The organism is Sphingobacterium sp. UBA1897 (genome assembly GCF_002337775.1).
In the GTDB taxonomy this organism is placed as follows: domain Bacteria; phylum Bacteroidota; class Bacteroidia; order Sphingobacteriales; family Sphingobacteriaceae; genus Sphingobacterium; species Sphingobacterium siyangense.
In genome coordinates, this window is the sequence record NZ_DDGR01000012.1 from 2914 (window position 1) to 22909 (window position 19996).

Consider the following 19996-nt stretch of genomic DNA (forward strand, 5'->3'; position numbering starts at 1 on the left):
TGTCCGAATACGATCAATTTATATTAAAACAGTATGATATCAAACTGTCTTATAGTGGCTTATGTTTTTGGCAATAAAATTGGCATTAGATTTCAATGAAGAATTACAAAGCTAAAGATTGATAGGATAGAAGCTTTGTATTACCATTTAAATGATCATAAATAAAATGAAAGCTTTACCAATTACTGGAATTTTTGCGATACTAGTGTCAACCGCATTTGCTCAAACGGCCCACCAAAAAATAAATGAGATTTCTCATGTAGAATCCAGTCTAATACCCCCTGTTCGTTTTGAGGGTGAACCGACATGGAATATTATATCGCGTATGGAATTCTATCAGGTTCCAGGGGTAAGCATCGCTGTGATAAAAAACTCTGAAGTATTATGGAGCAAAACTTATGGCTTTGCCGATCTCGATTCGAAAACGCCTGTCAGGTCAAATACCTTATTTCAGGTGGCCTCCATGAGCAAGCCTGTAAGTGCATATGCCGCACTGAAGGAAGTTGAGCTTGGCAAGTTGGAATCGAATGTCGATGTGAATTTGTACCTAAAATCTTGGAAAATACCTAAAAATGACTGGACCAAAAGGGAAAATGTTACACTCAAAAATATCGTTAGCCATACTGCGGGACTTACTGTAAGTGGATTCCCGGGGTATCGGATAACAGACCCAATTCCTACAGCGGTTGAAGTACTGAGTGGTGTAAAGCCAGCTAATACACCTATGGTTTATGTTGATAAACTTCCCGGCTCAGATTTTCGATATTCAGGCGGTGGGTATACGGTACTTCAACAGATGCTCGTTGACATTGAAGGAAAAGATTATGGCAGTATTATGGAAGAAAAGGTACTCTCACCTTTGGGTATGAAAAATAGCACTTTTGCCCAGCCTCTTCCTGAATCGAAAAGACAATTTGCGGCGACGGCTTATACGATGGATGGCAAAAAGGTAGAAGGAAGATATCATGTCTACCCAGAACAGGCGGCTGCGGGCCTATGGTCAACAGCAGAAGATTACGCTAGATTCGTAATCGATATTCAACGGACTTTAAATGGCAAAAGTAGTCTTGTTATCTCTAAGAAGATGGCAGAAGAATTCACAAGTCCCTATATTGAACCTATTATAGGATTAGGTGTATTCCTAGAAGATTATAACGGCTCATCTTATTTTTGCCATGGTGGATGGAACGAAGGCTTTAGCTCCTATTTTATTGGAAATAAAACAAGCGGTGATGGAGTAGTTATTCTTACGAACACAAACAAACCTGAATTTATCAACGAACTTGTCCGAGCGGTCGCATTAACTTATCAATGGCCCAATTATCTAGCTCCAATAAATAAAATTTTGCCACTAAGTCCTCAAGAACTGCATGACAATAGTGGACGTTATAGATCTGGAAAATATGGTGTTATAAGGGTCTATAATCAAAATGGCAAGCTAATGTCAGCCCAAAATTTAGACAAGCCTGTAGAATTGGTTAAAGTGTCGGCAAATACATTTGCTATGCGAGATCGAAACGTAAACGTCATATTTTCAAAGGATACCGAAAGCGGCCAATATGAGCTTGTACAGATTTTGCGCGATAAAAAGATTTATTCCAGAAATCCGAAAGTCAATGCAAATGACCGGACTCCGCTGGAGCTTATTTTAGAAGGAAATTTCGAGGATGGATTAAAAGCTTATCAAAAAGCAAAAGAACAGGATAGTTCCAATGATTTGCTTTCAGAAGGTTTCCTGAATGGCGTAGGTTATGAACTGCTCAATCAGCATAAAATAAATCAAGCTGTTGATATATTTAAGGTGAATACGATGCTATATCCTAAAAGTGAAAATGTGTATGATAGTTTAGCGGAAGCCTACCTGAAGTCAGGACAAATAGATAGCGCTAAGGAGAATTATCGAAAAGTTTTTGAAATTAATCCTAAAAATGAAAAAGTCAGTAAGATTTTAGAAACGTTATAACAGAAATATAATGAGTTTTTTTTTGCTAATTTGCGACCATGTCAAATCAAGCTAATAATTATCGATTGTTTTCCAAGGAAATTCTCTCACTTTGGAAAAGCCAGGATGTATCATATATTAAAGTTGAAGAATTATCCATTGTTGAAGGAATCACTTTTTTTGAACTTATACCAGATTCCGAACTTCTGGATGAAGGTGGGGTAGAAACACTTTATGCTATAGATTCTGAAGATGTGGAGGATATGTTGGTGTTTAGCAAAAATATTCGTTTTGTTGTCCACGACATTTATTTGGATGAAGATGAAGTAAATTAGCTACTAATGATCGACAATTCAAACGGTATTGTCGATCATTAATGTACAGTATTAGGCTGATCTAGGGATAAACTAACTTCTCATATTCAATCTTTCTTCCTGAAGATCTAGTAAACGAAGGTGTTTTCGAATGATCTCTTCGTCCAATAAAAGTTCCTCACGATTTTTATTGATAAGCCAAATGCGCTGGGTTTCGAGGATATCGATATAGATTTTACGGTATTCGGCGTAATTAATGATGATCTCGGAGCTCCGCAGTTGATTTTCATACTTCTGTAGTTGATCCTTCAAGGTAGGAAAACTTTCAACTTTGTCCGCGTAATCATTACGAATCTTGTCAACGGCGACTTGGGCCAATCTGTTCTGAATTTCATAATCGATCTCCTTTTCACTTCTAATAAAGTCTCTATCTACTAATTTGATTTTTCTTAATATAAAAGGGAGCGTCAAGCCTTGAACGAGTAGGGTCAACAGAATCACAACAAATGTGATGAAAAGAATAAGGTTTCGTTGAGGGAAAGGAGATCCATCAGCTAAAGTTAATGGGATGGATAGTGCTGCTGCCAAAGAAACGACACCACGCATTCCCGTCCAGCCGATAATCATTGGCGTTTGCCAACCCGGGGATTGAGCATCTGCGACCGTTATAAAATTTCTCATAATCAAGGTGGTAATTACTGCAGCATACCCTGCAAAAACTCGTACAAGAATAAGGACTATTGTAACTGCTACGCCATATCCAATAGCAGTAGAGATATTGGTATCACCCAATCCAAAAACAATTTCCGGTAAATCTAATCCGATAAGCATAAAGACGATGCCATTCAACAGAAAGCAGAAGCTTTCCCATACGGTTACTGTCCGGATCCGGGATGCACTGCTCAAAAAATCGTGACTACGATAAGAGAGAAATAAGCCGCCACTGACAACCGCAAGAACCCCAGAAGCGTGGAGCTGTTCCGCTACCAAATACATCGAGAACGGTGCAATAAAAGTTAGCAATATATCTGTATTGGAATCGGTTGGTAAAAGTTTGTGCATTTTCAAAAAAACATAGGCAATTGTAAGTCCGATTCCCACTCCACCAATACACATCCAAATAAAGCTTCCGGCGGCTTGGTACCAAACATATTGGCCAGTAGCAGCAGCAATCATTGCAAAGCGAAAAATTATTAATGAGGAAGCATCATTCAACAAACTTTCACCTTCCAGTATGGACGCCAGCCTTTTGGGTACCTTCACGAATTTTAAAATTGCACCAGCACTAACCGCATCGGGAGGGGAAACTATTCCACCCAATAGAAAGCCAAGAGCTAAGGAGAATCCTGGAATAAAATAGTTGGCAAAAACGGCAACGGATAATGCTGTAAAAAAGACGACAACAAAGGCAAAGCTGAAGATAATCCGACGCCATCGCCAGAGTTCTTTCCAGGAAGTTGACCAAGCGGCCTCGTAGAGGAGTGGCGGTAAAAAAATAATGAATATCAATTCGGGTTCTACCTTTATAGGAGGAACTCCCGGGATAAAACTTATTACAAGTCCCGCTAATACGAGTAAAACAGGGTATGCAACCTGAATTTTCTTCGCCAACATGATCAACATAGTGATTAGTAGAACTAAAAAAAGGTAAAACTCAAAATTCTCCAACATATGTAAATTTTAGGTACATAAATATAGATCAAATTTCTAGAAATATTTAAACTAGCTTGGCGGTATTCATGGTTGCCTACGAATTGCTACAAGAAAGTCATCTACCAACTGGACAATTGAAGGCAACATGTTTTAACTTATATTCCTATGGTAAATCTTCCTAAATTAGGCAAAATTTGTCTTTGACTTTACCCCAAGATTTAAAATATTGGATGGTGTCACTATAAACAAAGGTTCGTCTTTTAGGAGTTTTCACTTAAAATCCTGTTTAAACAGCTGCATAGGGCTATATTTTATGGGTAACAACGCGAAGTTGTTAGAATACAACGATAGTAGCATAATTACAACTGGAGGTATTGGTATAAAGGTGGCTGATGTAAAATTTACAGCGTCGGATCTCAGAAGAACTATTTTTGAAGACTGTGAATTTAATGGTGTTAGCTTTCAGTCTTGTGATATGAGAGGCATAAGCTTCGATGGGCAAGTTTTTATGGATGTAAAATTCGATAATGCAGACCTAGCAAACAGTTCATTTAGCGGGGTGATTCTTAGAAATGTTTTCTTTCGGCCAACCTTTGCGCTTACGAATAAATATTATAAGAGTCTTAAAACTATTGATTTTGACGGAGCATCAATGGACAAATTAACCTATGCTGCTCTGAAGGGAGTAGGCGTATCGCTTGAGAATATTGTCCTCCTATAAACAACACTTTACATACAAAGGGCATGGTTCTGCAGGTATGAACCATTGCCTAAGTGCAGTTGCTATACCAATGAAATCCATCAATTTTGGGAGGCTAAATTAGGAGAGTCATCAGTGCAGAATCGGAAAGCTGAATCATTTGAAATCCAAAATACGCTAGACTAAATTATCAAAGAAAGATTGGGAGACGAGTTGTATTCACGATTTCTTTCATCACAAAATAACTTTCCATATGTCTGATTCCCTTGATTGTTGCCAGTTTATTAAAATTGAATTCGTGATAGTGATCGACATCCCTAACCATGACCTTTATTTGATAGTCAAATGCGCCCGTTACGTGAAAACACTCGACTACTTCTGGAAATTTTTGTATCTCTTCCATAAATAACAAGGCACTTTCATTGGAATGTTTTTCCATACTGATGGATACGAGTACCATTAGATTAAGATCAAGTTTTCTTCTGTCAAGCAGAAAGACTTTCTGTTTAAGAACAGAGGTTGCTATTAATTTCTTAATACGTTCGTATACGGGAGTCATCGATAAATTAACACGGTCAGATATTTCCTTGTTACTTATATTCGCATCCTGTTGCAACAGGTCCAGAAGCATGAGGTCTTTCTCATCCAATTTCATGATCGTAGTAAATTAAATCTAAAAAAAGTATATCTAAGACTATAGTTAGATCGTATACACTAGTAAATGATATCTAACCATATTATTTTACTAAAATAGCTATAATCACAGATATATAACACTATCATTTAAACTATATGTAGTAAATTTAGATTAGTTAATTACTATCAATTTACCAACCTAAATAAAATTATGAGTGAGCCTCAATTAAAAAAAGTCCTTGGTCCTGTTATGTTATGGGGATTAGGTGTAGGCTATGTTATCTCGGGAATGTATTTTGGATGGAATCTCGGTTTGGCGGAAGGCGGCACATTGGGATTGGCCATTGCTACAGTATTCGTTATTATCATGTATCTTACATTTACATTCAGCTATACAGAGCTGGCTTGTGCGATTCCTAGGGCTGGCGGAGCCTTTGAATATGCCAATCGAGGACTGGGCAAGCATTTGGGATTTGTCGCCGGTATTGCACAAAATATCGAGTTTGTTTTTGCACCGCCTGCCATTGCCGCTGCTATAGGTGCTTATCTACATTTACTGCATCCTTCGGTTGACTATCTTATTTTTGCGATTGGGGCCTATGTGATTTTCACTTCAATGAATATACTGGGGGTTAAGCTCGCTGCATCATTTGAATTGGTTGTAACTGTTCTTGCGGTTATTGAATTACTGATATTTGCAGGGGTTACATTTCCAGCTTTCGAATTCTCTAACCTTGAGCACAACGCATTGCCCAATGGGTTCTCTGGCATTTTTGCTGCTATTCCGTTTGCTATCTGGTTTTTTCTCGCTATTGAAGGTGTGGCCAATGTCGCTGAGGAAACTATCAATCCACAGAAAAATGTGTTAATCGGTTTTGGATCGGCCATAGTGACTTTAGTTGTGCTTTGTATCATTACATTTTTATCGGCGGTGGGTGTCGGCGGTTGGGAGGCTGTTGTGTATCCTGTCGGAAGTACTGAACCGTCAGATTCGCCGTTGCCACTTGCTATTGCACACGTCATTGATAATCGCCATATTCTTTATAAATTACTTATAGGTGTTGGCCTATTGGGTCTTATAGCCTCATTTCATGGTATCATTCTCGCTGGTGGCAGAGCTACCTTCGAGTTTGGGAGAGTGGGTTATGCACCGTCGATTCTTGGAAAAGTACATCAACGATTTAAGACTCCGGCCAATGCACTCTTAATCAATATGGCTATTGGCATCATAGCATTACTGACCGGGAAGACCGCAGGTATTATTACCATCGCATGTTTTGGGGCAATCTGTCTTTACATTATATCCATGTGGTCATTTTTTGCCTTGCGAAAAAAGGAACCTGATCTGGAACGCCCATTCAAAGTTCCGTTGTATCCGTTGTTTCCAGCGATTGCGTTGATTATCGCTGTCGTTTGTCTCATTGCAATGATATATTATAACCCATTGACAGCTCTATTATTCTTTGGGCTTGTCATCTTATCATACCTTTATTTCCTAATCTTCCTTGACAAGGATAAAACCATCGAATTATGATAACTAAAAATGAAATTATTTCCAAACTAAAAGCATGCACAAGTACTCACGTTAAAGTTGCCGTTGCAGATATAGACGGGGTCTTACGTGGAAAATTCATGCATCGCGATAAGTTTATCTCTGCACTGGACAATGAATTTGGATTTTGTTCGGTGGTGTTTGGATGGGATGTTAACGATCAGGTTTATGACAATGTGGAAATTACAGGCTGGCATACGGGATACGGCGATTTCCCGGCACGTATTGATGGAAATACATTTCGACAGATTCCCTGGCAGGAGGATATTCCCTTTTTTCTAGCTGATTTTGAATCTCCGCTTTCTCAGGACCAAAATGTGTGTCCAAGAGCTCTCCTTAAAACCATAATTTCACAATCGGAGACTGCTGGATTTAAACCAATTTTTTCACAGGAATTTGAATGGTTTAATTTCGTGAAAGCCAATGATGCCTCTTCCCAAAATAGTTTCACAGATATGACACCAATCACATCTGGTATGTTTGGCTATTCTATCTTACGGATGTCCGACAATTATGACTTTTTTCAGGATCTTTTAGCCATGCTCGAAAGATTCGACGTACCTCTTGAGGGTCTACATACGGAGACCGGGCCAGGTGTACTGGAAGCAGCTATCCAATGTAGTGATGCCCTTGAAGCTGCTGATAGGGCTACGCTCTTTAAATCTGCCGTTAAAGAAATTGGGAAAAAACATAATATTACCGCGAGTTTTATGGCTAAACAGACAAAGGATTTACCAGGTTGCAGCGGCCATGTGCATCAAAGTCTTTGGGATCTCAACAAACAGAGTAACCTCTTTTATGATAAAGAAGATGAACTCGGAATGAGCCAGTTGATGAAGCATTTTCTTGCTGGGCAATTGTATTGTTTACCTGATATTCTACCGTTATTGGCGCCTACTGTTAACAGTTATAAAAGGCTGACTGAAGGAGCATGGGCACCTACAACCCTGACCTGGGGCATAGATAATCGTACCACAGCACTCCGGGTCATTGAAGGTGGCCCTAAAGCCACGCGCATTGAACACCGTGTTGTCGGTTCAGATGTGAACCCTTACTTGGCCATAGTAGCATGTTTGGCTAGCGGGTTGTACGGCATCAAACATAAATTGCCATTGGACAATCGACATACTATCGGAAATGGTTATGAAGATCTGCAACATGGCGTATTACCAAGAAATCTCTACGATGCGACCACTCGAATGGCGCAATCGCAAATAGCATCCGAGTTGTTTGGCCAAAAGTTTGTCGATCATTTTTGTAAATCAAGGTTATGGGAATGGCGACAATTTTCAGAACAAGTAACAGATTGGGAAACAAAAAGATATTTTGAAATTATATAACTGAACGATGGATACAGCAAAAATTTATGGTTTTAATTTTCCTACACCGATCCGTTTTGGTGCTGGAGTGATCGACGAGCTCCCAGGCTATTTATTGGCCAATGGACTTAGTCGCCCTTTATTGGTAACGGATCCGACTATTGCCGAACTGCCATTTTTTAAGGAAGTTCAACAAAAGCTGACGAACAAAGGGATCGACGTTATTGTCTTTCATGATTTGCACAAAAATCCAGTAAAATCTGATGTCCTTTTGGGAGGAGATGTCTTTAGAGGGCAAAATAGAGATTCAATTATTGGCGTTGGTGGTGGAGCAGCACTCGACGTAGCACGGGCAATTGCCTTGCGCGCAAATCATCATCGTGATTTATTTGATTACGACGATCTGATCGGAGGCGATATCTATGTGACCAACGAGATACCACCATTGATTACTGTACCTACGACCGCTGGGACCGGGAGTGAGGTGGGCCGTAGTGCTATTATTTCAGAAGATGAAACCAAGAAAAAACGAATTCTGTTTAGTCCGAGATTGATGGCAAAAATTGTATTTGCCGATCCTTTGCTTACAATGGACCTGCCACCGTTTATTACGGCGGCAACGGGAATGGACGCACTTACCCACAATATGGAAGCATATTTGGCCAAAGGGTACCATCCGATGTGTGATGGTATTGCGCTTGAAGGAATGGCCATGGTGGCTACTTCGATTGAGTGCGCTACAAAAGAATCTGACTTGCAATCGCGCTCTAAAATGCTTTTGGCATCATTGATGGGAGCTGTTGCATTTCAGAAGGGATTAGGAGTCGTTCATAGTTTAGCGCATCCGCTTTCTTCGCTCCTCGATACTCATCATGGACTGGCCAACGCGGTAAATCTTCCTTACGGCATGCAGTTTAATTATGCGGGTTTTGAAGATCGTTTCGATAAGATGGCCATGGCTTTGGGGCTTGGCAACAATGCTGGAGACAAGGTTGTTGACTATCTGTTTGACCTCAATGTGCGTTTGGGACTGCCTACACAGTTACCCGCAATTGGCGTAAAAAAGGAACATTTGCAACCTTTATCAGAACTTGCGCTTGCAGATTTCTGTCACCCATCGAACCCCAAGCCTGTTAGTAAAGCAGATTTTCTTGCAATTTATGAAACCGCATACGAAGGAAAATGATATGTTAAAAATCGGTATTAGTGCCTGTTTTTTTTATCCAGACCCCGAGAGGACAGTCTTTGGCCACAAATCACTGAGTTATATGGAAAATGATATGGCTCGATGGATAAGTAAAAAAGGTGTTCTTCCTATATTATTGCCGGATCTTGAAGAATCATTGTTAGCGGACATCTTACACCAGATGGATGGTATAGTTCTTCAAGGTGGAAGCGATATAGCTCCTCAACATTATGGCGAGGAACCTATCGGCCCCTGGAAAGGGGACCCTTATCGGGATCAATACGAGCTAAAAATATTGGATTATGCCATCAGAAATCATAAGCCGGTCTTAGGCATCTGTCGGGGATTTCAGTTGATGAACGTGTATTTTGGAGGTACAATGTATCAGGATATCGTTAGTCAGCTTCCTCATTCGGCTGTTCATCGCTCAGCAAGTTTATATGATACAATCAATCATCCGGTCCATATAGAGGCAGGAACACTTTTCGACAGACTATATGGCCATGTTGCCAATCCATTGGTCAACACGGTACATCATCAGGCTGTTAAAGATCTTGGCCGTGATCTCGAAGTGTATGCGCGCTCGGAAGACGGATTTATCGAGGCATTTGGTTATATCAAAGAAGCGGCCGGGAAAGTGATGGGTGTACAATGGCATCCCGAATTTTCCCAAACACAGAAGGGAATACTTTTAGATGAAAATTTGATTTTTAATGTTTTTATTGAACATGCAAAACAACATAGAAATTAGAAATCCTGCAACTGGCGCTGTAGCGGCAACGTTGCCTTCCACCACAACAGTTGAGTTGGAAAATACACTATCCTTACTAAAGCAAGGACAGCACACATGGGCAAAAGTTCCTTTAAAGGATCGTTTAGAGTGCATCATACAATTTGGGCAGCTGATCTTGGCAAATAAACAGGAGCTTGCAGAGATCCTTACCAAAGAAACGGGCAAACCCATAATACAATCGCTTAATGAAATTAACGGAGCACAGAACCGCATTGAACATCTCCGAAAAAATGCTGAAAGATGGCTTTCAGAAGAAGTTATTGTGCGTGATGGCACAACGCTAGAACATATTCGATATGAACCACTTGGTGTAATTGCCAATATTTCTGCATGGAATTTTCCTTATAATGTCGGCTTCAATGTTTTTCTCTATGCCTTGGTTGCGGGCAATGCTGTTCTCTATAAACCTTCTGAATTTGCTACGTTGACAGGCTTGCAGTTTGCAAAATATCTTTATCAGGCAGGCGTACCTGATAATGTATTTCATTGTGTTGTAGGAGATGGGCGGATTGGCGAGCATATCTTATCATTGCCATTGGACGGCTATTTTTTTACTGGATCCTATAAGACAGGAGTGCATATTGCCACGACCGTAGCACATAAATTAGTTCCAGTCCAGCTTGAGTTGGGCGGAAAGGATCCGCTATATGTCACTGAAGATGTCAAAGATATAAAACAGGCGGCAGTGTCGGCAGCTGAGGGCGCTTTCTACAACAATGGGCAGAGCTGTTGTGCTGTTGAACGCATCTATGTTTCAGAACAGATATACGATCAGTTTGTCGAGGCATTTATTGAGGAGGTAGCGTCCTATCGGGTGGGCGATCCATGTGCTGAAGATACATTTATTGGCCCTTTAACCAGAGCTGCTCAACTGGACGTTCTTGAAGAGCAGGTGAAAGATGCCCTTGAAAAGGGAGCAATACTGCGGTTGGGCGGACACGCATTAGAAGGTGAGGGATATTATTATGCCCCAACTGTATTCGAACATTGTAATCACAATATGGCACTTATGCGTGAAGAAACTTTTGGCCCGCTGATAGGTATACAAAAGGTATTTTCAGACGAGGAGGCAATAATGCTGATGCAAGATACGAGGTATGGCCTTACTGCAGCAGTGTTTTCTTCCGATCAGGACAGAGCAATGAATATCCTTGGCAAAATGGATACAGGAACAGTATATTGGAACTGCTGCGACAGAGTAAGCCCTAATGTACCTTGGTCCGGGCGGAGAAATTCTGGTTTAGGTTCAACTTTGTCGGCTCAAGGTATTCGGGCATTTGTTCAGCCTAAAGCCTATCATTTAAGATCCCTATGATTCATATCTATTTTACAGATATAGCCCATTATGCCGATAGTTCATCGGATAATGGGCTTTCCCATTTATACGAAGTTATAAGCCTAGATCCATGAAAATATTGAAACCATATTATCCTCTTAAAGAGCTATTCAAAATGAAAGATGAGTGCGTAGGAATTATTAGCTCGCCTCGTGGTAAAGCTGTCACCAAAGCGATTTATGTCGATCAGATAGATACGCAAGTCGTCACTTAGGAGATATAAGCTGAATGAATTCGCTAAAAATGCTTGAAGACTCTCGCAACATTTTCTATTTTTGTTACAAACAGAAAAGAGATGAGCAATGAAGTGACAGGTTTGAAGCGCGTAGCCACACTATGTATATTAAGAAATAAAGATAAGTTTCTATTGCTAAAGCGCCTTAAAGAACCCAATAAAGATATGTATGTTCCCGTTGGTGGGAAATTAGACCCATTTGAAAACCCGGACGATGCAGTGGTTCGTGAGGTCATGGAAGAAACAGGAATCCATATCACTTCAAAACAATTTTGTGGCTTGTTAACCGAAACATCACCGGTCAATTACAATTGGATCAGCTATGTATATGTATCGGATATCGAATATATAGAGGCACCCTATTGTAATGAGGGTGACCTCGAATGGATCTCTGCAGACGAACTGGAATCTATTCCGACCCCTTTAACCGATCTTTATATTTATGATTATGTGGCTAAGGGAAAACTGTTTGCTTTTAATGCCGTATATGATTCAGACCTAAACTTGACGGGGCTAAGGGAACAATATGATGGTACCAAGATCAAGTAAACTACTTAAATTGAATTAAAATTAGAATGATTATCAATAAAACTGCCATTAAAGTCATTGCATTCGATGCAGATGATACATTATGGATAAACGAGCCATATTTTCAAAAAGCAGAACATGATTTTTGCGCACTATTGGAAAATTATCTTCCACAACATGCAGTATCAAAAGAGTTATTTGAAACAGAAATGAACAACCTGTCCCTCTATGGGTATGGTGTGAAAGGCTTTATTCTTTGTATGATAGAGACTGCCAGCCGTATTTCGGCTGGACAGCTATCGCTGAAGACAATAGACAAAATCATAGCGATTGGACAGGATTTATTAAAGATGCCGATTGAATTATTGGAAGGTGTCGAAGATACGCTGGTAAGGCTTAGTCCACATTATAAATTAATTGTAGCCACAAAAGGTGACCTTTTGGATCAAGAAAGAAAGCTAAAAAAATCGGGGCTCCAAAAGCATTTCCATCATGTGGAGATTATGAGCAACAAGAAAAATGAGGATTACATAAAATTATTGAACAAAATTGAATGCCCCGCCGAAAATTTTATCATGATCGGAAATTCAATCAACTCCGATGTGCTGCCAGTATTGGAATTGGGAGGGCAGGCAATACATGTCCCTTACCATGTGACCTGGACACATGAGCAAGCTAGTGATGAGATTAAACCAAGCAATTTTCTTCAGGTAGAAAGTCTGAATCAACTACTACCGATTCTGCTTTAATCTAAAATGCGTATCTAGATGCGCATTTTTAGTCATTTCAATACCACTATTTTTAATCGTTATCCTCCATACCGATCTGCAGTCGGTTCAGTGCATTCGTCAAAATGATCCTCGCGGTTAGGTCGACGATCTGTTTATCGCCGAACACAAAGCATTAACTGACTATTCCCCTGCAAAGAGCTGCGAAACAATTAACTGATTTCTTTTGTTATTCATTAGTACAGTTAACCTTTCACATGGCAATAATTACGAAATATCTATTTTTCTTTTTACCTCTTTTTATTTTAAGCTGTAAGAGCAACCAGCAAAAAGGGGATACCTTCTATTTTGGTGGAAATATTGTAACGATGGAAGATGATTTTCCTCAAGTAGATGCTTTAGTATTAAAAGACGGGAAGATTCTTTTCGTTGGTAACCGGAAAGAAGCAGATCCCTATATAGGAGAAAACACCGAACAGATCGATTTAAAAGGAAAAACTTTATTGCCCGGCTTTATTGACGCCCATGGCCATATCACTTCAAGAGCAGGGATGGAACAGGCAGTAGATTTATCTCCAAGTCCATACGGTACCGTTAATTCAATACCCGATCTTCAAAAGGCTCTATTAACAGTTATTAAGCAAACAAAACTGGGGGCGGCTGTTCCTGTATTAGGAAATGGTTATGATGACGCCATCATGCTTGAGCATCGTCATCCGACTCGTCAGGAATTGGATGCAGTCAGTACGACAAATCCCATTATTGTCATTCATGCTTCTGGTCATGCAAGCGTTGTCAATAGTGCGATGTTGAAGTTATTAGGTATTGCCGAAAATGTGAAAGACCCCGAGGGAGGGCATTATGGCCGAAGCCCTGATAATCGACTAAACGGTAAATTGGAAGAAAATGCTTCTTTCGCCGCGTTGGTGAAGTTAACGGATATGATTCCCAAGCCCAAACAGGCAGAAGATAAACTATCCCAATCCCTAAAAGATTTTGTCAAAGCGCAGGACGAATGGCTTAGCTATGGTCAGACAACGATCTGTGATGGACGTTCGATGGGAGTGAGTGTTGGCCTGTTAAAGGAAGCCGCTTCGAAAAATCTTTTAAAGGCTGACGTGGTTTATTTTCCGGATTTTGAAGCAAACAAAGCCGAATGGAAATCCTTTAAACCCAATTACATGAAATACGAAAAGCACTTGAAATTTGGTGGATTTAAATTCTCGGACGATGGTTCACCTCAAGGGAAGACAGCCTGGTTGACAGAACCATACCTCATTCCCCCAGAAGGCCAATCGGCCGACTACAAAGGTTTTCCAATTTTTTCAGATGAGACCCTCTACAATGATTTAAAAACAGTGTTTTCAAATCATATTACGGCGCAATTACATGTTAACGGCGATGCGGCTATTGATCAAGCGCTTCGTGTGATCGGCAAATTGAAAACCGAAGGAATTTATAAGCCTGAGCTTAGGGCAACCTTGATACATGTGCAGAACAGCCGACCTGATCACATCGCCAAGATAAAAGAGATCGGTGTTATTCCTTCATATTTTTCGTCCCATGTTTATTTATGGGGGGATTGGCACTATCAAAGTGTTTTTGGCCCCAAACGTGCGGCGTTTATTAGTCCAGCTCAATCAGCAAAAAAAGCAGGAATATTGTTTACCATCCATCATGATAGTCCTGTAACACCTCCCGATCTAATGACTGGGGTGTATGCTGCGGTCAACCGGACGACACGTTCGGGTATGTTATTGGGGCCAGATGAACGAATTGATGTAAGGGACGCGCTCAAAGCAATTACGATCAATGCTGCCTATCAGTATCAGGAAGAAAAAGATAAAGGCTCTCTAAAAAAAGGAAAACTAGCTGATTTGGTTATTTTGGATCAGAATCCGTTAACAATTGACCCCAAAAAATTACGGGATGTCAAAGTAGTTGAAACCATCAAAGAAGGGAAGACAGTCTTTAAGCGAAATTGATCAATCTGCAAATCCAATAAATAAAGACATCATTGTAAACCACATTTTAATTCGCAATTGTTTGGGAACAACCCGCTATTATTATATGTTTTTGCCATTCTATTGGGAGGATGATGCTAAGTAGAAGTCCTCGTTTTCAAAAGGATCAAATGTTGAAATAAAACAGGAGAGTTGCATAACGATACAGCAGCATCAAATCTTCTTCTTTTAAAAAAAATATAGCGAATAATAAATCGCCGCATGCAAATATAAAATGGTCTTTAACTCTTGTGGCTTGTGGCCTATCTTTATAAGATAATCAGTTCAAAAATTCATTTTTAAATGAATTGATCTATTTTATCGTACGATGCGAGGAAGTTCATCTCAGATAGGATCCTTCTCTTACTAAAATCAAGAAATAAATATGAAATTGATATTGATATTTCTTTTTTCGATAAACCTTGTTTACGGTCAATCTATACCAAATTTAACAGTAGGTTATGGAGATCGGTATAATAGCCTTCCTAAATTAGTATTCAATACGGCTACAATAGAAGACTATCGTAAAGCAATTAGCTCCAATAATATTGTCAATAAAACTCCTACTATTGAAGGAAAAAACCTTTTGATTCAAACTGGCAAAGGCGAGTTAAAGTTCAAGAAATATAGTTTTTCAACAAATCAGGGTGATGGATTTCGGGGCTGGGAGTATAAAGGCTATCTTCCCCAACTAAAAATGCATATTCTCGTAAGCAATCATGTTTCCGAATCATTAGGTTTTAGCGATCTGGTTTTAATCGATAGCACCAATGGTAGTCAACATACAATTGCTTCAATTGGCGACGCAGCAGTTGAAATACCAATTCCTTCTCCAAACGGATATTTTCTTGCTTACTATTACAATCAGGTATATACTTCGAATAGTTGCTTTATTGGGGTTATTGCCGTCCATAGTGGAAAAGCTCCTTTCCGAATCAAATTTTCCGAATACAACAGTTTTGAAACGGACAATTGGGCAGTGGAAAATATCAGATGGGTCGATAACACGACAATTATCATAAAAGCCTTTACGCTTAAGAAAATTGACAATGAAAACAGCAAGCAGTTTGCATACTACACTGCCCGATTAAGACAAGAAAACAACAAGTAAGGTATAGTGACTTGCTGATCACTTGAGTAATAACGAATCGATTTATTTAATAAGGTAAAGTAGTATCTACTTACCTCTTAAAAACTTTATGAAAATACGACATAATATCATCATTTTAACTGCCGCAATTTGCTCTTGTAACAACCCTAGCATCCCCCAACAAAAAAGGGATGTGAAGCAATTAGAACATCTTATTGACGGAAAAGTAGCAATCTCCCAGCAGCAGATAGATACTGCACCTACCTCACATACTGCGAATAACGTGAAGGCTACAACAACAATAAAGTTCAATGAATTTGTCGTTTCAATTCAAGGAATGGCCATTTTTGATCCAGAAAAGATGGATCAGCTACAAAGGGATACGGTAGAGATCGATGCAGAAGTCGGAGAAAGTATCGAGGGAAGTTATATTTCTATTTTAAGTGATCAGATTAGTGATTTGATGGTGGAACAACGCTATGAAACCAGCGTAACTATTATGAACGAAGGGCCCCATTGTGATCTTACTGATTGGAAACATTTTAACTCAGACTGGAAGTCTTTAAAACAAGTTAGGAATGGACTATTTTTTAGTGAAGAATATACCGATCAGGACTATCGATCCTTTCCTAGCGTGTCTATGGACGAGTTGAGACAAAAAGTAAAAGAGCACTGTGGTGAAGAATGGTTTAAACTTTTGGCTAAAGTAAAATCGCCAACTGAATATCGATCAGCAGTCAGCGTAAGCCGGTATTTTTTACGGATCACATGTCGTCGTAAAGACAACGGTAAAGAATTTACCAAATTTATCATTATCAAAACTCCTATGGGATGTTAGTAGTTTAGTTGCTGAATCACAAAACTACGATTTTCCAAGTTATAACTATCTATGCGAAGGAATTATGAGAAAGTAATGTAACTTCAAAAGAGTCCGTATTATTTTAACGATGGTTTTATTATTTTTGCTACCTATTGAACCAATGAAATACCAATTCAAGAACACAACGATGAAATTAAGCCTATTGACTAAAGCTATTTTTACTATAGCATTCTTATTTTTAACAGAGAATAATATTTTCGCTCAAACCAAATATCAAAAGGATTTTTACGAGTTTTGGTCTGACATCAATAAACATTACGCCTATTTAGAAAGTCAAAATATCGACTGGAATAAAGTCAAAGAGATTTATTCAGCACAAGCAGAAAAAGTTAGAAACGACAACGAGTTTATTCAGTTACTTGAAAATACGTTGAATGAGCTGTACAATGGGCATTCATCATTAAGCATAAATCTTAATACGTCGAACAGGTTAATTCCATCGTGGTCCGACATACGTGTAGAAAAAGATCAGAACAAATATTTAATAAAAGACTTAAGAAAAGGTTTTGGTGCAGATTTAGCTGGGTTAAAAATTGGTATGCAAGTAACTCTTTTCAACGGAGTATCAATAGATGAACAGTTAAAAAGTTTCTTACCTCGATTTACAGATTACCACAGTCCAAAGATGTATCAGTATGCTTTAGATATGCTTTTTGCAGGAACTCACGATAAAAAACGAGTGATTACCGTAGTTGAAAACGGAGAACGCAAGACATTTGAACCAGTGAGCTATGCCAATAGGAATGAATTGTTGTATTATAAAGTTATAAATGAAAACACGGGGTATGTCAAAATCAATAATTCACTGGGAAATGACAACTTGATCGGTGAATTTGATAAAGCTCTTGACAGTTTGATTTCTAATAAAAACCTTATTTTGGATTTGACAGAAACTCCTAGCGGTGGAAATTCAACTGTTGCGAGGGCCATTATGGGCCGGTTTGTCAATAAAGTTCTACCTTATCAGATTCACGAATTTGATGAGAAGGATTATGACACAAAACGACATTGGGTAGAGTATGTAAGTCCACGTAAGAAAACCTACAAGGGTAATGTGTATATCCTCGTGGGACACTGGACAGGAAGTATGGGAGAAGGGATAGCTATTGGTTTTGACGCGCTAGATAGCGCTACAGTTATTGGCACACCTATGGCGGGACTATTAGGCGCAATTTCAAATTTCCGTCTCACAGAAACAAAAATTGGATTTCAATTTCCGACTGAAAGATTGTATCATATCAACGGAATACCAAGAGAGGATTTTATTCCCAAGATTTTATGTAAAAATATCGAAGAAACATTAGAAAAAGCTAGGGAGGTGGCTTTTTAGATTAATTAGGGGATTCCGACTCAGTTTGCCCTAAAACTTGTGGAGCAATGTTATGATCAATGTGAACAAATAAAAAGTTTATGCTTAATAAAGTTAACGATACTTTTATCCTTCTTTTGTTTATGCTTCTTTCCAACTACTGCAAAGCACAAACGGAAAATAAGAGCTTGAATATACCTGTATTTGTTAAAGGATCTACCTTTTTTAACGCGGATAAAAAAAACTGCATAGCACTTCCATTTGGATATTCAAATATTTCAAAACAACTACCTATCGGCTCCATATTGTCTGCTATACAAGATCATCGTGGCTTAGAAAATCTTTATGCGCTCAAATTTGAGCAATTACTCAAAAACCATCTCATGGTGCTACCAGAAGCATATGACGTTTCTTTTCCATTTGAGCAAGCTATAGGTAAAGAATATAGTCATATTAAAATTGCCTCTAATTTTCTCAGTTATAGAGGGTATTCGCTGCATTTTTTAGCTGTATATAATGCAGTCCTTTATAGCGAGCCATTCATAGAAAAAATATATTTAATTTCAGTAAAGAATGGGAAGCCAGTTGATATAAAAAGAATATATCTTCATCATGAGGGAGAAATGGGATTCACGGACTATACATTATTTTATATAGATAAAAACTTTATAATCTCATTGCGGGATTATGAATTTAATGAAAATCCCTTTAGACAGAAACCTGTTTATCAATTTCAGCTTTTACACAACGGAACATTTGTCAGATACTATGATCAGAATGGTTTATATAAAACTGATGAAGAACAGGGCTCAATAAAAAATCACCACAAAGAAGGAAAATGGATAGAATTTAAAGCAAATCGGTATGTGGATTTACAAGAATACCCATCATTTACAGATTCGTATACGTACTTGGAAGCAAGGTATAAGGGAGGTCTTCCTAATGGCAAATGGAACTGTTATAAATTATTGCAAGAATATAATGAAGAAACGGGGGAACCAATAATCAACACAAGGAAAAGAGGCCCGTTGATTTATACTGAACTATATAAAAATGGGGTATTGGAAAAACGAGATTATGTTCTTGATAAATAGGCCGTCTGTTATAAGTGATAAAACATGTAACTTGTATTTGAAAAGGCAAAAAGGTTCTTAAGTTCCTTTCTACGAGAACTTAAAATATGAAAATAATACTATAGTTGCTATTCGTTTTGTAATTTGCAAACAGTGGATATAGCCAACAAAAGGCAAAATAATAGACGTAGATTCTTAATTATGGAAATAATCATCAGACAAGCAAAAGAAAGCGAAATCAATGTATTAATCGAGTTTGAACAAGGAATTGTTGAAGCTGAACGACCTTTTGATAATACATTGAAGTTAGGCGAAATACATTATTATGATCTCATAGAACTGATCAGGTCCAGGGAGGCTGAAGTTCTTGTTGCAATTGTTGACAATCAAGTTGTCGGATCAGGATATGCGAGATTATTGGATGCAAAACCTTATCAAAAATATGAAAAGTATGCTTACCTCGGATTTATGTTTGTTAAACCCGAATATCGAGGGCAGGGTATCAACAAAATGATTTTACACCGATTGATCAACTGGGCAAAAGAAAGAAATATTTCAGAAGTGAGACTTCAGGTTTATGAAGAAAATACGAGTGCAAAAAAAGCCTATGCAAAGGCAGGATTTAGACCAAATCTTCTGGAAATGCGTATGGAAATCGATGATTGATAGTAATGAAAATTCATTGGGATAATTTCTATAGGGAGTGTAACACCAACTGT

General features: G+C 38.7%; 18 protein-coding genes. 16 read left to right on the forward strand and 2 right to left on the reverse strand.

Going from position 1 to position 19996, the window contains the following annotated elements:
- Positions 1-166 precede the first annotated feature (166 nt).
- Entirely contained in the window at positions 167-1963 is a 1797-nt protein-coding gene (locus B4N43_RS07610; RefSeq protein WP_172840690.1) for a serine hydrolase, read from the forward strand.
- A gap of 38 nt (positions 1964-2001) precedes the next feature.
- Entirely contained in the window at positions 2002-2277 is a 276-nt protein-coding gene (locus B4N43_RS07615) for a hypothetical protein (protein ID WP_075992644.1), read from the forward strand.
- A gap of 72 nt (positions 2278-2349) precedes the next feature.
- Here B4N43_RS07615 and B4N43_RS07620 read toward each other — a convergent pair whose 3' ends face one another.
- On the reverse strand, positions 2350-3927 hold the full coding sequence (locus B4N43_RS07620; RefSeq protein WP_075992643.1) for a Na+/H+ antiporter: 1578 nt from the start codon (positions 3925-3927) through the stop codon (positions 2350-2352).
- Positions 3928-4222: 295 nt separating this feature from the next.
- Between B4N43_RS07620 and B4N43_RS07625 the strand changes: the two genes are divergently transcribed.
- Positions 4223-4630: a pentapeptide repeat-containing protein gene (locus tag B4N43_RS07625; protein WP_075992642.1), complete on the forward strand. Its 408-nt coding sequence runs from the start codon at positions 4223-4225 to the stop codon at positions 4628-4630.
- A 169-nt stretch (positions 4631-4799) separates the two neighbouring features.
- Here B4N43_RS07625 and B4N43_RS07630 read toward each other — a convergent pair whose 3' ends face one another.
- Positions 4800-5264, reverse strand: coding sequence for an Lrp/AsnC family transcriptional regulator (locus B4N43_RS07630; protein ID WP_075992641.1), 465 nt, complete (start codon positions 5262-5264; stop codon positions 4800-4802).
- A 192-nt stretch (positions 5265-5456) separates the two neighbouring features.
- On the opposite strand from B4N43_RS07630, the gene eat reads away from it, so the two are divergent.
- From eat to B4N43_RS07695, 13 genes are all read left to right on the forward strand, one after another.
- On the forward strand, positions 5457-6779 hold the full coding sequence (eat, locus tag B4N43_RS07635) for an ethanolamine permease (protein ID WP_075992640.1): 1323 nt from the start codon (positions 5457-5459) through the stop codon (positions 6777-6779).
- Positions 6776-8137, forward strand: coding sequence for a glutamine synthetase family protein (locus tag B4N43_RS07640; protein ID WP_286733900.1), 1362 nt, complete (start codon positions 6776-6778; stop codon positions 8135-8137). The genes eat and B4N43_RS07640 overlap by 4 nt, the downstream gene beginning before the upstream one ends.
- Positions 8138-8144: 7 nt before the next feature.
- Complete coding sequence (locus B4N43_RS07645) at positions 8145-9302, forward strand: iron-containing alcohol dehydrogenase (RefSeq protein ID WP_075992639.1); 1158 nt, start codon at positions 8145-8147, stop codon at positions 9300-9302.
- Positions 9277-10053 (forward strand): gamma-glutamyl-gamma-aminobutyrate hydrolase family protein, encoded by a 777-nt coding sequence (locus B4N43_RS07650; protein WP_286733902.1) that lies wholly within the window; start codon positions 9277-9279, stop codon positions 10051-10053. Before B4N43_RS07645 ends, B4N43_RS07650 begins: the two co-directional genes overlap by 26 nt.
- On the forward strand, positions 10031-11410 hold the full coding sequence (locus tag B4N43_RS07655) for an aldehyde dehydrogenase family protein (protein WP_157626094.1): 1380 nt from the start codon (positions 10031-10033) through the stop codon (positions 11408-11410). Before B4N43_RS07650 ends, B4N43_RS07655 begins: the two co-directional genes overlap by 23 nt.
- Before the next feature lie 316 nt (positions 11411-11726).
- Complete coding sequence (locus tag B4N43_RS07660) at positions 11727-12215, forward strand: NUDIX hydrolase (RefSeq protein ID WP_075992637.1); 489 nt, start codon at positions 11727-11729, stop codon at positions 12213-12215.
- Between the two features lie 26 nt (positions 12216-12241).
- Complete coding sequence (locus tag B4N43_RS07665; RefSeq protein ID WP_088161573.1) at positions 12242-12943, forward strand: HAD family hydrolase; 702 nt, start codon at positions 12242-12244, stop codon at positions 12941-12943.
- Positions 12944-13179: 236 nt separating this feature from the next.
- A complete protein-coding gene (locus B4N43_RS07670; RefSeq protein ID WP_286733907.1) occupies positions 13180-14907 on the forward strand; it encodes an amidohydrolase in 1728 nt (575 codons plus the stop codon).
- 403 nt (positions 14908-15310) lie between these two features.
- Positions 15311-16036 (forward strand): hypothetical protein, encoded by a 726-nt coding sequence (locus tag B4N43_RS07675; protein ID WP_286733910.1) that lies wholly within the window; start codon positions 15311-15313, stop codon positions 16034-16036.
- 172 nt (positions 16037-16208) lie between these two features.
- Positions 16209-16853 (forward strand): hypothetical protein, encoded by a 645-nt coding sequence (locus B4N43_RS07680; RefSeq protein ID WP_286733912.1) that lies wholly within the window; start codon positions 16209-16211, stop codon positions 16851-16853.
- Between the two features lie 142 nt (positions 16854-16995).
- Positions 16996-18225, forward strand: a complete 1230-nt coding sequence (locus tag B4N43_RS07685) for a S41 family peptidase (protein ID WP_083663821.1) — start codon at positions 16996-16998, stop codon at positions 18223-18225.
- Positions 18226-18305: 80 nt separating this feature from the next.
- Positions 18306-19298, forward strand: a complete 993-nt coding sequence (locus B4N43_RS07690) for a hypothetical protein (RefSeq protein WP_286733914.1) — start codon at positions 18306-18308, stop codon at positions 19296-19298.
- Positions 19299-19478: 180 nt separating this feature from the next.
- On the forward strand, positions 19479-19943 hold the full coding sequence (locus B4N43_RS07695) for a GNAT family N-acetyltransferase (RefSeq protein WP_286733915.1): 465 nt from the start codon (positions 19479-19481) through the stop codon (positions 19941-19943).
- The last annotated feature ends 53 nt before the right edge of the window (positions 19944-19996 follow it).

What these genes read in the sequence shown, in the direction of transcription:
- B4N43_RS07675 (WP_286733910.1), top strand. Translation starts at nt 15,311, where the DNA reads ATGAAATTGATATTGATATTTCTTTTTTCGATAAACCTTGTTTACGGT.
- B4N43_RS07655 (WP_157626094.1), top strand. Translation starts at nt 10,031, where the DNA reads ATGCAAAACAACATAGAAATTAGAAATCCTGCAACTGGCGCTGTAGCG.
- B4N43_RS07695 (WP_286733915.1), top strand. Translation starts at nt 19,479, where the DNA reads ATGGAAATAATCATCAGACAAGCAAAAGAAAGCGAAATCAATGTATTA.
- B4N43_RS07685 (WP_083663821.1), top strand. Translation starts at nt 16,996, where the DNA reads ATGAAATACCAATTCAAGAACACAACGATGAAATTAAGCCTATTGACT.
- B4N43_RS07620 (WP_075992643.1), bottom strand. Translation starts at nt 3,927, where the DNA reads ATGTTGGAGAATTTTGAGTTTTACCTTTTTTTAGTTCTACTAATCACT.
- B4N43_RS07645 (WP_075992639.1), top strand. Translation starts at nt 8,145, where the DNA reads ATGGATACAGCAAAAATTTATGGTTTTAATTTTCCTACACCGATCCGT.
- B4N43_RS07625 (WP_075992642.1), top strand. Translation starts at nt 4,223, where the DNA reads ATGGGTAACAACGCGAAGTTGTTAGAATACAACGATAGTAGCATAATT.
- B4N43_RS07665 (WP_088161573.1), top strand. Translation starts at nt 12,242, where the DNA reads ATGATTATCAATAAAACTGCCATTAAAGTCATTGCATTCGATGCAGAT.
- B4N43_RS07610 (WP_172840690.1), top strand. Translation starts at nt 167, where the DNA reads ATGAAAGCTTTACCAATTACTGGAATTTTTGCGATACTAGTGTCAACC.
- B4N43_RS07690 (WP_286733914.1), top strand. Translation starts at nt 18,306, where the DNA reads ATGCTTAATAAAGTTAACGATACTTTTATCCTTCTTTTGTTTATGCTT.
- B4N43_RS07615 (WP_075992644.1), top strand. Translation starts at nt 2,002, where the DNA reads ATGTCAAATCAAGCTAATAATTATCGATTGTTTTCCAAGGAAATTCTC.
- B4N43_RS07650 (WP_286733902.1), top strand. Translation starts at nt 9,277, where the DNA reads ATGAAACCGCATACGAAGGAAAATGATATGTTAAAAATCGGTATTAGT.
- B4N43_RS07670 (WP_286733907.1), top strand. Translation starts at nt 13,180, where the DNA reads ATGGCAATAATTACGAAATATCTATTTTTCTTTTTACCTCTTTTTATT.
- B4N43_RS07640 (WP_286733900.1), top strand. Translation starts at nt 6,776, where the DNA reads ATGATAACTAAAAATGAAATTATTTCCAAACTAAAAGCATGCACAAGT.
- B4N43_RS07660 (WP_075992637.1), top strand. Translation starts at nt 11,727, where the DNA reads ATGAGCAATGAAGTGACAGGTTTGAAGCGCGTAGCCACACTATGTATA.
- eat (WP_075992640.1), top strand. Translation starts at nt 5,457, where the DNA reads ATGAGTGAGCCTCAATTAAAAAAAGTCCTTGGTCCTGTTATGTTATGG.
- B4N43_RS07630 (WP_075992641.1), bottom strand. Translation starts at nt 5,264, where the DNA reads ATGAAATTGGATGAGAAAGACCTCATGCTTCTGGACCTGTTGCAACAG.